The organism is Halomonas sp. BC2 (genome assembly GCF_002078115.1).
GTDB classification, from domain to species: Bacteria; Pseudomonadota; Gammaproteobacteria; order Pseudomonadales; family Halomonadaceae; genus Vreelandella; species Vreelandella stevensii.
The window spans coordinates 13,513-26,742 of sequence record NZ_LFGT01000020.1; the positions used below are offsets into that span (position 1 = coordinate 13,513).

Consider the following 13,230-nt stretch of genomic DNA (forward strand, 5'->3'; position numbering starts at 1 on the left):
AGCATGAAAAGAGCATTCTGGTGAGGAACGCGAGCTGAAAGAAGCCTCGTTCTGGACGTTGGGTAAATGCACCAGAAGGACGTAGCTCTTTTGGAAGCGTAAGCGCATCTTGCCAGGCGTTATCTAGCGCAGGGATATCCGCTTTAAGGCGTTCACTAAGCGGGGAGCGTTCGCCTGAATCACGGCCATTGGCAAGCCCTGCATGATGACCTGCAATACAGTAGGCAAGTAGATCGCCGACCCCTCCTTTGAAGCGTTGTTTCGCGACAATAGCGCCAGCAGTAGAGTGATCGACACGTTCTGGAGAGCCTTCCAGCCGCCGTTGAAAAGGCGTGCTGTATTTACCTAAATCGTGTAACAGGCCTGCTGCATATCCTGCTTCTGCCATGTCGAAGCGTTCAGCACGGGCTGCAGCCATACGAGCGACATAATGCAAGTGATCTTCTAGTGTTTGCCAAGCTTCCTTGCCTGTTTCGGGAAGCGAGTGTGCGTAGTAGAAAGTGGCAGATGTTGTCATTATGGTTGCTCAGTATGGTGAGGCTTTGCACTACCTTAGCTTTAAAATGCAGCGTTTTGCTATAGCCAAACGCCTACAATCTTCATGTCCGCTTTTCCCTCGCACAATGGCCATGGCTCCCGTCCGCGCTTTTGCCTACAATGGTTGCCTTTGTCGCGCCCTGGGCGGCGCGTGTCATTGAATTCTGGCCAAGGGATACCTCATGCTCGATCCGAAACTGCTGCGCGGTGATCTGGAGACGACGGCGCAACAACTGGCCCGGCGGGGCTTCGAACTCGATACAGCGGCACTGCAGGCGCTGGAGTCGCGCCGTCGTGAGTTGCAGACTCAGACCGAGCAGCTGCAAAACGAGCGCAACATGCGTTCCAAGGCGATTGGCAAGGCCAAGGCCAACGGCGAAGACATCCAGCCGCTGCTGGATGAAGTAAGTGACCTGGGCGACCGCCTGGACAAGGCCAAGAAAGAGTTGGCTGAGGTGCAGGAGGAGTGGGACGATGCCATCAGTGGTATTCCGAACCTGCCCCATGACAGCGTGCCGGAAGGCAAGAACGAAGACGACAATGTCGAGTTGCACCGCTGGGGCACGCCCCGTGAGTTCGACTTCGAGGTGTTGGACCACGTGGACCTGGGCAAGCGTTCGGGCTATCTGGATTTCGAACTGGCCGCCAAGCTGACCGGAGCGCGATTTGCCGTCATGCGTGGGCCGATCGCGCGTCTGCATCGTGCACTGGCCCAGTTCATGCTGGATACGCAAACCCAGCAGCATGGTTATGAAGAGTGCTATGTGCCCTACATGGTGAATCGCGATTCGCTGATGGGAACGGGGCAACTGCCGAAATTTGGCGAAGACCTGTTCAAGCTCGACGATGAGCGAGAGTACCACCTGATTCCCACCTCCGAGGTGCCGCTGACCAACTTTGTGCGCGACGAGATCGTCGAGCTGTCGGCGCTACCCATGAAGCTGACCGCGCACACGCCCTGTTTTCGTAGCGAGGCCGGTTCTCATGGGCGCGACACCCGGGGCATGATTCGCCAGCATCAATTCGATAAGGTCGAAATGGTACAAATCGTCGAGCCCGACAAGAGCTACGCGGCGCTGGAGGAGATGCGCGAGCATGCCGAGGCGATCCTGCAGGCTCTGGAGCTGCCTTACCGGGTCGTGACGCTCTGCACAGGGGATATGGGCTTTGGGGCAGCGAAAACCTACGACCTGGAAGTGTGGCTGCCCAGCCAGAACACCTATCGGGAAATTTCGTCGGTCTCCAACTGCGAAGACTTCCAGGCGCGTCGCATGCAGGCCCGCTACCGCCACCCGGATTCGAAAAAGCCGCTGTTGCTGCATACGTTGAACGGCTCTGGGTTGGCGGTAGGGCGGTGCCTGCTGGCGGTATTGGAGAACCACCAGCAGGCGGATGGCTCGATTAGCGTGCCGGCGCCTCTTCAGCGCTATCTGGGCGGTCAGGAGCGTCTTGCCCTGTAATGGCCCACTCGACGTTCACGCCAGCATCGATGCGAATGGTGCCGGGGCGATAGTCGCTGGCTGAGCCGCTACCCACGGCGTCACTCTCGGCGCGCATGGCCATCATGCGTGGCTGGAAGATGGGCGCCTGGGTCTCTTCGATACGCTGGACATGGCCCAGCTCCACACCCAGGGTGGTGGCCATCAGATCGGCCTTGTGACGGGCCTTCTCCAGCGCCTTGGTCAATGCCTCATCGGTAGCGGCGTCGCGGTCGTGCAGGTCAAACTGCACGCCATCCAGGGCATTGACCCCCGCGCCGATCAGCGCGTCCAGCACATCCCCCAGCTGTTCTACGTCAGCCAGTTCGACGCTGAACGGGCGTTCGAGACGCGTACGCATCAGGTTCTCCTGCTCGCCATCGTCACTACGCGGGCCTGCCACGTACTCGGGGTAGACGTTGAGCGAGCCCGCCGTGATGGCGCGCTGCTTGATGCCCGCTTCCTCGATGGCCGCAATCAGCTCACTGGCGCGCTGCTCCAGGCGCTGCCGAGCGCCGCTCAGCTCATCGCTTTGGGTGTCTTCCAGGGCAGACACGGCAGGAGTGTTTTCCCACAGGCGTGCGCTGAGCGTCGCCTTGTCGGGCTCGACTTCGACCCACGACTGCGCTTGCACGAAGACGCCAGAGGGTGGGGGGGCCGCCTGGCTGATGGGGGCGACCAATAGCGCGAGCAGGGCGCCTCCCAGCACGCCATGACGAAAGCGTTTGACAGGGTGGCGCAGCCGATTGACGGAGTTGAGCTGGGTGTTCATGGGGTCACTTCCTTGCTGAGAGAGCCAATGTGTTGTGAGTGTGTTGTGAGAGTGAGTGTTGGGTCATTGCCCGCAGCTTTTGAAGCAGAGATACACGGAAAGTTCACAGGCTAATGAGTCGTGCTGACGTCTTTCTCAATAGGTGCACGGTTTGTGCATTGTCACGCCAGCAGCCATTATGTAGGGATAACATGCTAAGGATCGGGCTATGTCGAAGTTGTCAGATGAGGATTATCGCAGTATTCCACTTAACGCTACCCTGGCGCTGGCCGCGCTGGTGGTCATCGTTGCCGGAATGAAAGTAGGTGCTGATCTGCTGGTGCCTTTGCTATTGGCGGTGTTCATTGCGGTGGTGTGCACGTCGCCAGTGCAGTGGCTGCATGGCTGGGGGCTGAGTCGGCGTACGGCAGCCATGCTGACGCTGCTGGTGCTACTGGCCTTCATTTCCCTGATTGGCCTGCTGGTGGTCAACAGCTTCGGCACTTTCGTGGAAGCGCTGCCGGACATCGAGGCGCGCTTGTACGAGCATTACTGGAATTTGCTCAATACGCTGGCGTCCCATGGCTTGGCGATCAACCCGGAGCAGCTGAGCTCGGTGTTTGCCATGGAAGACGATGGCTCATGGGTTGCCATGCTGCTGGGCGAGCTGGGTTCACTGTTCATGCAGGGCACCATCGTGGCGCTGTTGGTGATCTTCATGCTGTTCGAGACGCTGCACTTTCGTGACAAGGTCTCGCGCGCCCTGGAAAACCCTGCGCCCAGCCTGAAGCGTTTCAGCGAGTTCAGCTTGACCCTGAAGCGTTATCTGGCCGTGAAAACGGCCATCAGCCTGGCTACTGGTGTTCTGGTGTGGCTTTCCTGCCTGATGGTAGGGGTCGATTTTCCGCTGCTCTGGGGGGTGTTGGCCTTTGCCCTCAACTTCATTCCCAACATTGGCTCTGCCCTGGCGGCCATTCCTCCTGTCTTGCTGCTGCTGGTGTCTCAGGATGGCGGTGTGCTGCAGGCGTTCATGCTGGCGTCGGCCTATTTGGTCATCAACTTCATTCTGGGCAATCTGGTCGAGCCGCGGGTCATGGGGCAGGCGCTGGGGCTATCCACCTTTGTGGCGTTTCTTTCCCTGGTGGTATGGGGCTGGATCTTCGGCGCGGCGGGTATGTTGCTGTCGGTGGTGCTGACCATGACGCTCAAGATTGCCTTGGACAGTCATCCACAAACGCGCTGGATGGCGCACCTGTTAGGGCCTGGCAAGCAGCGCCGTTCGACTCTTCAGCCGGGCGATGCGCGGCGGCCACCGCTGAAGCGGGATAAGCAGGAGCAGTAGGGGCAGGCGGCGAGAGGGGCAATCACCGCTGGCGAGGCCAGCGGTGATTGGAAGTGCTCAGACGTTCTGGTCGATGAACTGAGTCAGTTGCGACTTGGATTGCGCGCCGACCAGCGAAGCGACCTTGGTGCCCGATTTGAACAGCATGACCGTGGGCACGCCACGTACACCCTGCTCAGCAGCAATTTCCGGTGCATCGTCTACGTTGACGCTGACGACTTTCAGATTGTCGCCGCGCTCGGCAGCGACTTCATCGACCACAGGTGCCATGACTTTACATGGGCCGCACCAGGGGGCCCAGAATTTGAGCAGGACAGGCTGTTCGGCGTTGAGGACTTCTTGCTCAAAATTGGCGTTGGTGACATCAACATTGTTAGCCATTTGCTTCTCCCGTTTGCGTTGCTCTTGCAGTTACGTTGCCTCAGATGGAGCAACAGTCTATACGCGATTTACCAGCGCTCTTTCACCGCGCCAAGTTGCCAGATGTTAGCGGTCACGGCGGATGCTGGCAAATTCCAGATGCGTTTTGCGCTGAAATAGAAAAAATTAATGGATGCTGATAGCGCTGTTTTTTTATACTATATGGGAATTATAGATCATTTTTTTATTCACAATTGTGTTCGTAGAGCGTCATGCTCCGAGCATCGGGCAGGTACGCAGTGGCAGCAGCGCGGGGCGTTTGGGGCGTTTCCCGGCATCGAACATTAGGTGAGGATATGAAGCTACAGCAACTTCGCTATATCTGGGAAGTCAATCGACATAACCTGAATGTGTCAGCAACTGCCCAGAGCCTGTTTACCTCTCAGCCAGGTGTTTCCAAGCAGATTCGCCTGCTGGAAGACGAATTGGGCGTGGAGATCTTTGCTCGCAGTGGCAAGCATCTCACGCGTGTCACCCCCGCTGGCCAGTCGATCATCGAGCTGGCCGGGCAAGTGCTCAAGCTTGCCGAAAACATCAAGCAGGTCGCCCAGGAGCACAGCGACGAGCGCCGTGGCAGTTTGGTCATCGCTACTACGCATACCCAGGCCCGCTATGCGCTGCCGCCGATCATTAGCGAGTTCACGCTCAAGTATCCTGACGTGGCGCTACACATGCAGCAGGGTACGCCCAAACAAATTGCCCAGATGGTGAGTGAAGGGCAGGCGGACTTTGCCATTGCCACCGAGTCCTTGGAGCTGTTTACCGACCTGGTGCTGCTGCCTTGCTACCGCTGGAACCGCTGCGTGCTGGTGCCCAAGGAGCACCCGCTCGCTTCTCTGGAAGGGCCGCTGACCCTCGAGGCGCTGGCCGAGTATCCGCTGGTGACTTACGTCTTTGGCTTCACCGGGCGTTCGCAGCTGGACGATGCCTTCAAGGCCAAGGGGCTGACCCCTAACGTCGTGCTGACGGCCGCTGATGCCGACGTCATCAAGACCTATGTGCGCCTGGGCATGGGAGTGGGCATCGTGGCTCATATGGCGGTGGACCCTGCCCAGGATGACGATCTGGTGGCGCTGGACGCCAGCCACTTGTTTGCCAGCTCCACCACCAAGATCGGCATTCGTCGTGGCACATTCATGCGCGGCTACATGTATGACTTCCTCGCGCGGTTTGCTCCCCACCTGACTCGCGACCGAGTGGACGAAGCGCTCACGGCGGGGCCTCGCCATGAGCACGCGCTGTTCGAAGGTGTCGAACTCCCCGAATATTGAGCGAGGCCAGTGATTCAGGGTTGATAAACCAACTCACCCACCTACTCACCGCCCCGTTCACCGCTTTATGTTGTGGTGAACAGGGCGGTGAACTCGTCAGGTGGCTATATCAATATCAATGCTGCAGGTGCAGCCCACATTCGCGTTTCTCTTCCACCTTGGTGGGGTCGAAGTAGTCGAAGTTGTTGGGCAGGTCATGGGCCTGCAGGTATTCGTACATGTCCTTGGCGGTCCACTTCAGTAGCGGCGCCACTTTCAGCAGGCCGTCGCTGTTGCGGCTAACGGACTGCATCCTGGCTCGCTCGGGCGTGTCTTCGGCGCGCAGGGCAGTGAACCAGATGTCGGGCCGCATGGTGGCCAGGGCGCGCTCGAACGGCTCGATCTTTACTTCCTGAGTGAACGCCGCATGGCGCGGGTCGTCGATGCCCGGCATGGGGCCGTCCAAGGCTTCCCGGTGGGCGCGGGTGCGCTGGGGTAAAAAACTCACCAGGTTGAGGTCGAGTCGTCGAATCACGTCGTCGGCAAACCGGTAGGTAGCCTCGGTATTGTAACCGCTGTCCATCCAGACGATAGGAATGTCCGGGCGAACCTGCGTCACCATGTGCAGGATCACGGCCTCGAAAGGGCGAAAGTTGGTGGTGCAAATAGGGCGCTCGCCCTGACGGAACGCCCACTCGATTAACCCTTGCGGGTCGTTGGCGTACTCTTGATGAATGGCTTCGAGAGCTGAGGACATGCTGCCTCCTGTTGAAAAGCGTGCGATGCCATTAGGCTACCAAAGCCCTGTGTAGTGCCCCAATACCGTTTGGTTTGGGTTTTATATTCCTTTCTGATGTAACAGTGCTTCTTTTTTATTCCAAAGTGCTGGTTCATTCCAGAGCGCCAATCAGATGGCGGATCTTGTCGAGGGTTTCCGTGTACTCCTCGTCTGCCTGAGAGTCGGCGACCAGTCCGCCGCCGCCCCATACACTCAGGCTACCGTGATCGGCCACCATGGTGCGAATGGCTATCGAGGTGTCCATGCTGCCACGGATGTCGATATAGCCCAGGCTTCCGCAATAGACGCTACGCTGGCAGGGTTCCAGCTCATCGATGATCTGCATGGCGCGTATCTTGGGCGCGCCGGTGATCGAGCCGCCGGGGAAGGCTGCCGTGAGCACCGAAAGCGGTGAGTGTGCGGGCGCCAACTCTCCCTGAACGACGCTAACCAGATGGTGCACGTTGGGGTAGCTTTCCAGTTGGCAAAGTTGCGGCACGCGTATCGAGCCGGGGGTGCAGACTCGCCCGAGGTCGTTTCGCAGCAGGTCGACGATCATCACATTCTCGGCCCGGTCCTTGGTGCTGTTGAGTAGCTCCTCGGCTAGCGCCTGATCTTTTGCGGGCGTTTCGCCGCGGGGCCTGGTGCCCTTGATGGGGCGGGTTTCGACGCGGCCATCACGGCACTGAATGAAGCGCTCGGGCGACAGCGACAGCACTGCCTGGCCCTGCCAGGCCATATACCCCGAGAAAGGCGTCGGTGTGGCGCGTCGCAGCTGCAGATAGGCTTGCCACTCATCCCCTTCGTAGCGGGCGGAGAAGCGCTGTGCAAGATTGATCTGGTAGCAGTCACCGGCGCGGATATAGCGCTGTACGGCCTCGAAGCGCTCGGTATATTCGGCCTGGTTGAGCTGGGCCTTGAACGGCTGTGTCAGCGTGAAAGGCTCGCCTGCTGGCGGGGCTTCTTCCAGCCAGGCCAGCACCTCTCGACGGCGCGCATCGCTGGCCACCAGCCAGGCTTGCTGGGTGACATGGTCAAAGGTGATGCACCAGTCATACAGGCCCAGGCGGGCCAGCGGCAGCTGAGTAGCGGGCGGGTGCTGGCTGGGTACTGAACAGGCCTGGCGGCCCAAGTCGTAGCTCCAGTAGCCGATCAAACCGCCCAGGAAGGGCAGTTCGCTGTCGAGGGTGGGCACGGGCAGCTGTTCCAGCAGCCACTGCTGTTGCGCTGTACTGTCACTGCCAATATGCGCCGGTAGCGTTAGCGTAGAAGAGCTGAGATGTGCTTGATGATCTGCGCAGATTTCCAGCGTGGCCAGTGGGTCGCTGCTCAGAATGTCATACCGGCCGCTGGTGGCCACGGGCCGGCCGCTGTCCAGCAGCACCGCCCCGGGCCGTTGCCGTAAGCGGGCAAAGGTGTCCAGGGGGGCGGAGAAATAGGGCAGAGCGGAGATCGTCAACGCCGTTGTCATGAAGCAAACGCCAAACCGGATAGGGCGCCACATTTTAGGGCGCTGACGTCGAGGACACCAGTCGCGATTATCGACGGGGTTCTCACGTAAGCGGGCGGTGAGAGGGGCCCGTAACAGAGATTGTAGACATTTGCGCAGGAGGTCTCGTCAGGCGTGCAACGAAAGATGAATAAAAACGCTTATTTTCCGAGGTTGACGTCAGAAAGGGGGAGGGCTAAAGTTTCATCATCCCTTAATTGTCGACAATTAGCCATGACCTTACTTGCTTCCACTTCACCACTACCGGACGGCGACGCCAGCGACGTCGTCTCGCCAGAAGTACGCACACTGGCCGAGCGTGTGTTTCACCAGTTGCAAAGCGCCATTGTCCGTGGGGAACTGGCGCCTGGCAGCAAAATCACTGAGCCTGGGCTTTCGAAGACCTACGGTATCTCTAGGGGGCCGCTGCGCGAGGCCATGCGGCGCCTCGAGGCCCACCGATTGATCGAGCGCGTGCCCCATGTGGGCGCCCGGGTCGTCAAGCTTTCCATGAAAGAGCTGCTGGAGCTTTTCGACGTGCGCGAGGCGCTGGAAAGCATGGCGGCGCGGCTGGCGGCCGAGCACATGTCTGCCGAGGAAATCCAGGGGCTGCGAGACGTTCTGGCGCTGCACGAAAGCCAAGGCGACCTCAAGCGTGGGGAAGCCTATTACCAGCGCGAAGGCGATCTCGATTTCCATTATCGCATCGTTCAGGGCAGTCACAATAAAATGTTGATGAACCTGCTGTGTGACGACCTCTACTACCTGGTGCGCCTCTATCGCACGCAGTTCAGCGCCAGCGGTACCCGCCCTCAGCGGGCGTTCGTGGAGCACCACCGGATTGTCGATGCCATCGAGGCCGGCGATGCCGAGCTGGCCGAGCTGTTGATGCGTCGCCATGTCAGCGCGTCACGGGCGAACGTGGCAGACCGCTACGCCGCCATTCTTGAACAACAAACAACAACCGAAGACAGGAGCTGATGTCATGACCGCTTCATCCACTTCTCGCCTGAGCCCCGGTGGGCGCTTTCGTGCCGCGCTGGAAGCCCAGCGCCCGCTGCCCATCCTGGGTACCATCAATGCCTATACGGCCATGATGGCTGAACGCGTGGGGCACCAGGCCATTTACCTCTCCGGCGGCGGCGTGGCCAATGCCTCCTTCGGCCTGCCGGATCTGGGCATGACGACCATGAACGACGTGGTCGAGGATGCACATCGCATCTGTGCTGCCACGGAGCTTCCGCTGCTGGTGGATATCGATACCGGCTGGGGCGGCGCGTTCAACATTGCGCGCACCGTGAAAGAGATGCAGCGCGCCGGAGTCGCCGCCGTGCATCTGGAAGATCAGGTCGCTCAGAAGCGCTGCGGTCATCGCCCCAACAAGGCGATCGTTTCCCAGCAGGAGATGGTGGACCGCATCAAGGCTGCGGCCGATGCCAAGCTGGATCCGGATTTCTATCTCATTGCACGCACCGATGCCTTCCAGAAAGAGGGGCTCGATGCCGCCATCGAGCGCGCCAACGCCTGTGTGGAAGCAGGGGCCGACGCCATCTTCGCCGAGGCCGTGCATACCCTCGACGACTATCGCGCCTTCTGCCAGCGCGTCAATGCGCCGATTCTGGCCAATATCACCGAGTTTGGCGCCACGCCGCTGTTCAGCCAGCAGGAGCTGGGGGACGTCGGCTGCCGGATGGTGCTCTATCCGCTGTCGGCTTTCCGCGCCATGAACGCGGCAGCTCTGAAGGTTTACCAGAGCATTATGGAGCATGGCCATCAGCGCGAGGTGGTCGACACCATGCAGACCCGCGATGAGCTGTACGACTTCTTGAATTACCACGATTTCGAACAGAAGCTCGATGCGCTGTTCGCCGAACAAAAAGACGCTTGAGTGCGCAGGCAACACATCTAATAACAGTGACAATACTGAGTACGTCAGGAGACTACCATGGCTGATAAACCGCTAGCAGGTGCAGGATTACGTGGGCAGAGTGCGGGCTCGACGGCGCTGTGTACCGTGGGTAAAACTGGTTCCGGCTTGACCTATCGCGGCTTCGACATCAAGGAGCTGGCTGAGAAAGCCAGGTTCGAAGAAGTAGCGTACCTGCTGCTCAAGGGCAAACTGCCCAATCAGGCGGAGCTCGATCATTACATCACCAAGCTGAAAGGTCTGCGTGGGCTGCCCGAGGCCCTGAAGACGGTGCTCGAGCAGATTCCGAAGGACGCCCATCCCATGGATGTGATGCGTACCGGTGCCTCCATGCTGGGCAATCTGGAAACCGAAGAGAGCTTCGATCAGCAGCAGGACGTGGCGGATCGGCTGCTGGCGGTGCTGCCGTCGATCATCTGCTACTGGTACCGCTTCAGCCACGACGGCGTGCGCATCGACACCCAGACCGACGACGACTCGGTGGGCGGTCACTTCCTGCACATGCTGCGTGGTGAGCCCGCTTCCGAGCTGCATGCTCGGGTCATGAACGTCTCGCTGATTCTCTATGCCGAGCACGAATTCAATGCCTCCACGTTCACCGCACGGGTGTGTGCCTCGACGCTGTCGGATATGCACTCCTGTGTCACCGGGGCGATTGGCTCCCTGCGCGGTCCGCTGCACGGTGGCGCCAACGAGGCGGCCATGGCGATGATCGAGCACTGGCGCTCGCCCGAAGAAGCCGAGCAGGAGATGCTCGGCATGCTGGAGCGCAAAGAGAAGATCATGGGCTTTGGCCATGCCATCTACCGTGAGTCCGACCCGCGCAATGCGATCATCAAGGAGTGGTCGAAGAAGCTGGCGGACGACGTCGGCGACACCGTGCTCTACCCGGTATCGGTACGTTGCGAAGAGGTCATGTGGCGGGAGAAGAAACTGTTCTGCAATGCCGATTTCTTCCACGCCAGCGCATACCACTTCATGGATATTCCGACCAAGCTGTTCACGCCCATCTTCGTCATGTCGCGGCTGACCGGCTGGGCCGCCCACGTATTCGAGCAGCGTGCCAATAACCGCATTATTCGCCCCAGCGCCGACTACATCGGCCCGGAGAAGAGCGAATGGGTGCCCATTGAAGCCCGTGACTAGGCGTTTGGCTCTGTGACCAAGTGAGAGGCATCATGAACACGAATTATCGCAAACCGCTGCCGAATGTGTCGGTGGCGGGCGCACCAGTGGACTTTTTCGATACACGCCAGGCCGTCGAGGAGATTCAGCCCGGTGCCTATGCCCAGTTGCCCTATACGTCTCGGGTGCTGGCCGAGCAGCTGGTTCGGCGCTGTGATCCGGCGCTGCTGACCGACGCCCTCAAACAGCTGATCGAGCGCAAGCAGGAGCTGGACTTTCCCTGGTACCCGGCCCGGGTGGTGTGTCACGACATCCTGGGCCAGACCGCGCTGGTCGACCTGGCCGGGCTGCGCGACGCCATCGCGGAGAAGGGCGGTGACCCTGCCAAGGTGAACCCGGTGGTGCCGACGCAGCTGATCGTCGACCATTCGCTGGCCGTGGAGCACGCCGGTTTCGAGAAGGACGCCTTCGAGAAGAATCGCCAGGTGGAAGATCGGCGTAACGACGACCGCTTTCACTTCATCAACTGGACCAAGCTGGCGTTCGAGAACGTCGACGTGATTCCTCCCGGCAACGGCATCATGCACCAGATCAACCTGGAAAAGATGTCTCCGGTGGTGCAGTGCCGCCCGGATGAGCAGGGCGTGCAGGTGGCCTACCCGGACACCTGCGTGGGCACCGACAGCCACACGCCCATGGTGGACGCGCTGGGCGTGATCTCCGTGGGGGTCGGGGGGCTGGAAGCCGAGAGCGTGATGCTGGGGCGCGCCTCCATGATGCGCTTGCCCGATATCGTGGGTGTCGAGCTGACGGGTAAGCTGCAGCCCGGTATCACTGGCACCGACATGGTGCTGGCAATTACCGAGTTCCTGCGCCGCGAGCGCGTGGTCGGCGCCTATCTGGAGTTCTTCGGGGAAGGTGCCGACGCGCTGTCGGTGGGAGATCGGGCAACCATCTCCAACATGACCCCGGAGTACGGTGCCACGGCGGCGATGTTCTATATCGACGACCAGACCATCGACTACCTCAAGCTGACCGGCCGTGACGATGAGCAGGTAGCCCTGGTGAAGGCCTACGCCCAGCATACCGGGCTCTGGGCCGATGACCTGAAGCAGGTTGTCTACGAGCGCATCCTGCGCTTTGACCTGTCCAGCGTGACGCGTACCCTGGCGGGGCCTTCCAACCCCCATGCCCACCTGCCCACCACGGAGCTTGCCAAGCGCGGCATTGCCGTCGGGCTGGACAAGGCTCGGGAAGAGGAGGCCGCCGGCAGGATGCCCGATGGAGCGGTGATCATTGCGGCCATCACTAGCTGCACCAATACCTCCAACCCGCGCAACATGGTGGCGGCAGGCCTGATTGCCCGAAACGCCAACCGCCTTGGCCTGACCCGCAAACCGTGGGTCAAGACCTCGCTGGCTCCGGGGTCGAAGACGGTCAAGATGTACCTGGAAGAAGCCGAGCTGATGGGCGAGCTGGAAGCGCTGGGCTTCGGCGTCGTGGCATACGCCTGCACCACCTGCAACGGCATGTCCGGCGCATTGGAGCCGAGTATCCAGGAGGAGATCATTCGTCGCGATCTCTATGCCACGGCGGTGCTGTCGGGTAACCGCAACTTCGATGGGCGTATCCACCCTTACGCCAAACAGGCGTTTCTGGCCTCGCCGCCGTTGGTGGTGGCCTATGCCATTGCGGGCACCATCCGTTTCGATATCGAGCAGGACGTGCTGGGTCACGACGCCCAGGGCAATCCGGTCACTCTCAAGGATATCTGGCCGGAAGACAGCGAAATCGATGCCATCGTCAAGGCGTCGGTGAAGCCGGAGCAGTTCCGTGAAACCTACATTCCCATGTTCGACCTGGACAAGCGTGTCGGACCTCAGGTGAGCCCCCTCTACGAGTGGCGCCCGCAGAGCACCTATATCCGGCGGCCTCCCTATTGGGAGGGCAACATGGCCCGGGAGCGGGGGCTGAAAGGCATGCGCCCGCTGGCCATCCTGCCGGACAACATCACCACGGATCACCTGTCGCCGTCCAATGCCATCCTCATGGACAGCGCCGCGGGCGAGTATCTCCACGCCATGGGTTTGCCGGAGGAGGACTTCAACTCCTACGCCACCCATCGCGGCGACC

General features: G+C 60.3%; 12 protein-coding genes. 7 read left to right on the forward strand and 5 right to left on the reverse strand.

Translation table 11 applies throughout. The features are described from left to right. On the reverse strand, nucleotides 1-517 hold a 517-nt coding region (locus B7L71_RS12330), incomplete at its 3' end, for a CRISPR-associated endonuclease Cas3'' (RefSeq protein WP_081138410.1). Between the two features lie 202 nt (nucleotides 518-719). Between B7L71_RS12330 and serS the strand changes: the two genes are divergently transcribed. Continuing rightward, complete coding sequence (gene serS, locus B7L71_RS12335) at nucleotides 720-1,997, forward strand: serine--tRNA ligase (RefSeq protein ID WP_016914373.1); 1,278 nt, start codon at nucleotides 720-722, stop codon at nucleotides 1,995-1,997. Here serS and B7L71_RS12340 read toward each other — a convergent pair. Then, nucleotides 1,939-2,787, reverse strand: coding sequence for an SIMPL domain-containing protein (locus B7L71_RS12340; RefSeq protein WP_081138327.1), 849 nt, complete (start codon nucleotides 2,785-2,787; stop codon nucleotides 1,939-1,941). The two genes, serS and B7L71_RS12340, sit on opposite strands and share 59 nt — an antisense overlap. Before the next feature lie 208 nt (nucleotides 2,788-2,995). Between B7L71_RS12340 and B7L71_RS12345 the strand changes: the two genes are divergently transcribed. Beyond that, the gene (locus tag B7L71_RS12345; protein WP_081138329.1) at nucleotides 2,996-4,108 is read left to right on the forward strand and encodes an AI-2E family transporter; all 1,113 of its coding nucleotides are present in this window, start codon (nucleotides 2,996-2,998) and stop codon (nucleotides 4,106-4,108) included. 57 nt (nucleotides 4,109-4,165) lie between these two features. On the opposite strand, the gene trxA is transcribed toward B7L71_RS12345, so the two are convergent. Beyond that, entirely contained in the window at nucleotides 4,166-4,489 is a 324-nt protein-coding gene (gene trxA / locus B7L71_RS12350) for a thioredoxin (RefSeq protein WP_081138331.1), read from the reverse strand. A gap of 335 nt (nucleotides 4,490-4,824) precedes the next feature. Here trxA and cysB point away from each other — a divergent pair, with 335 nt between their 5' ends. Next, the gene (gene cysB, locus B7L71_RS12355; protein ID WP_081138333.1) at nucleotides 4,825-5,799 is read left to right on the forward strand and encodes an HTH-type transcriptional regulator CysB; all 975 of its coding nucleotides are present in this window, start codon (nucleotides 4,825-4,827) and stop codon (nucleotides 5,797-5,799) included. 115 nt (nucleotides 5,800-5,914) lie between these two features. On the opposite strand, the gene B7L71_RS12360 is transcribed toward cysB, so the two are convergent. Next, on the reverse strand, nucleotides 5,915-6,535 hold the full coding sequence (locus B7L71_RS12360) for a phosphoadenosine phosphosulfate reductase domain-containing protein (RefSeq protein WP_016914367.1): 621 nt from the start codon (nucleotides 6,533-6,535) through the stop codon (nucleotides 5,915-5,917). Between the two features lie 133 nt (nucleotides 6,536-6,668). After that, nucleotides 6,669-8,027 carry an aminodeoxychorismate synthase component I gene (gene pabB / locus B7L71_RS12365; RefSeq protein ID WP_081138335.1) on the reverse strand — a complete coding sequence of 453 codons (1,359 nt, stop codon included), beginning with the start codon at nucleotides 8,025-8,027 and terminating at the stop codon, nucleotides 6,669-6,671. A gap of 252 nt (nucleotides 8,028-8,279) precedes the next feature. Here pabB and B7L71_RS12370 point away from each other — a divergent pair, with 252 nt between their 5' ends. The 4 genes from B7L71_RS12370 to acnA form a co-directional block, all read left to right on the forward strand. Further along, entirely contained in the window at nucleotides 8,280-9,026 is a 747-nt protein-coding gene (locus B7L71_RS12370; RefSeq protein ID WP_081138337.1) for a GntR family transcriptional regulator, read from the forward strand. 4 nt (nucleotides 9,027-9,030) lie between these two features. Continuing rightward, nucleotides 9,031-9,933 carry a methylisocitrate lyase gene (gene prpB / locus B7L71_RS12375; protein ID WP_081138339.1) on the forward strand — a complete coding sequence of 301 codons (903 nt, stop codon included), beginning with the start codon at nucleotides 9,031-9,033 and terminating at the stop codon, nucleotides 9,931-9,933. Between the two features lie 57 nt (nucleotides 9,934-9,990). Beyond that, entirely contained in the window at nucleotides 9,991-11,118 is a 1,128-nt protein-coding gene (gene prpC, locus B7L71_RS12380; RefSeq protein ID WP_081138341.1) for a bifunctional 2-methylcitrate synthase/citrate synthase, read from the forward strand. A gap of 32 nt (nucleotides 11,119-11,150) precedes the next feature. After that, nucleotides 11,151-13,230: aconitate hydratase AcnA (gene acnA, locus B7L71_RS12385; RefSeq protein WP_081138343.1), on the forward strand; the 2,080-nt coding region annotated here is incomplete at its 3' end.

What these genes read in the sequence shown, in the direction of transcription:
- serS (WP_016914373.1), top strand. Translation starts at nt 720, where the DNA reads ATGCTCGATCCGAAACTGCTGCGCGGTGATCTGGAGACGACGGCGCAA.
- B7L71_RS12340 (WP_081138327.1), bottom strand. Translation starts at nt 2,787, where the DNA reads ATGAACACCCAGCTCAACTCCGTCAATCGGCTGCGCCACCCTGTCAAA.
- B7L71_RS12345 (WP_081138329.1), top strand. Translation starts at nt 2,996, where the DNA reads ATGTCGAAGTTGTCAGATGAGGATTATCGCAGTATTCCACTTAACGCT.
- trxA (WP_081138331.1), bottom strand. Translation starts at nt 4,489, where the DNA reads ATGGCTAACAATGTTGATGTCACCAACGCCAATTTTGAGCAAGAAGTC.
- cysB (WP_081138333.1), top strand. Translation starts at nt 4,825, where the DNA reads ATGAAGCTACAGCAACTTCGCTATATCTGGGAAGTCAATCGACATAAC.
- B7L71_RS12360 (WP_016914367.1), bottom strand. Translation starts at nt 6,535, where the DNA reads ATGTCCTCAGCTCTCGAAGCCATTCATCAAGAGTACGCCAACGACCCG.
- pabB (WP_081138335.1), bottom strand. Translation starts at nt 8,027, where the DNA reads ATGACAACGGCGTTGACGATCTCCGCTCTGCCCTATTTCTCCGCCCCC.
- B7L71_RS12370 (WP_081138337.1), top strand. Translation starts at nt 8,280, where the DNA reads ATGACCTTACTTGCTTCCACTTCACCACTACCGGACGGCGACGCCAGC.
- prpB (WP_081138339.1), top strand. Translation starts at nt 9,031, where the DNA reads ATGACCGCTTCATCCACTTCTCGCCTGAGCCCCGGTGGGCGCTTTCGT.
- prpC (WP_081138341.1), top strand. Translation starts at nt 9,991, where the DNA reads ATGGCTGATAAACCGCTAGCAGGTGCAGGATTACGTGGGCAGAGTGCG.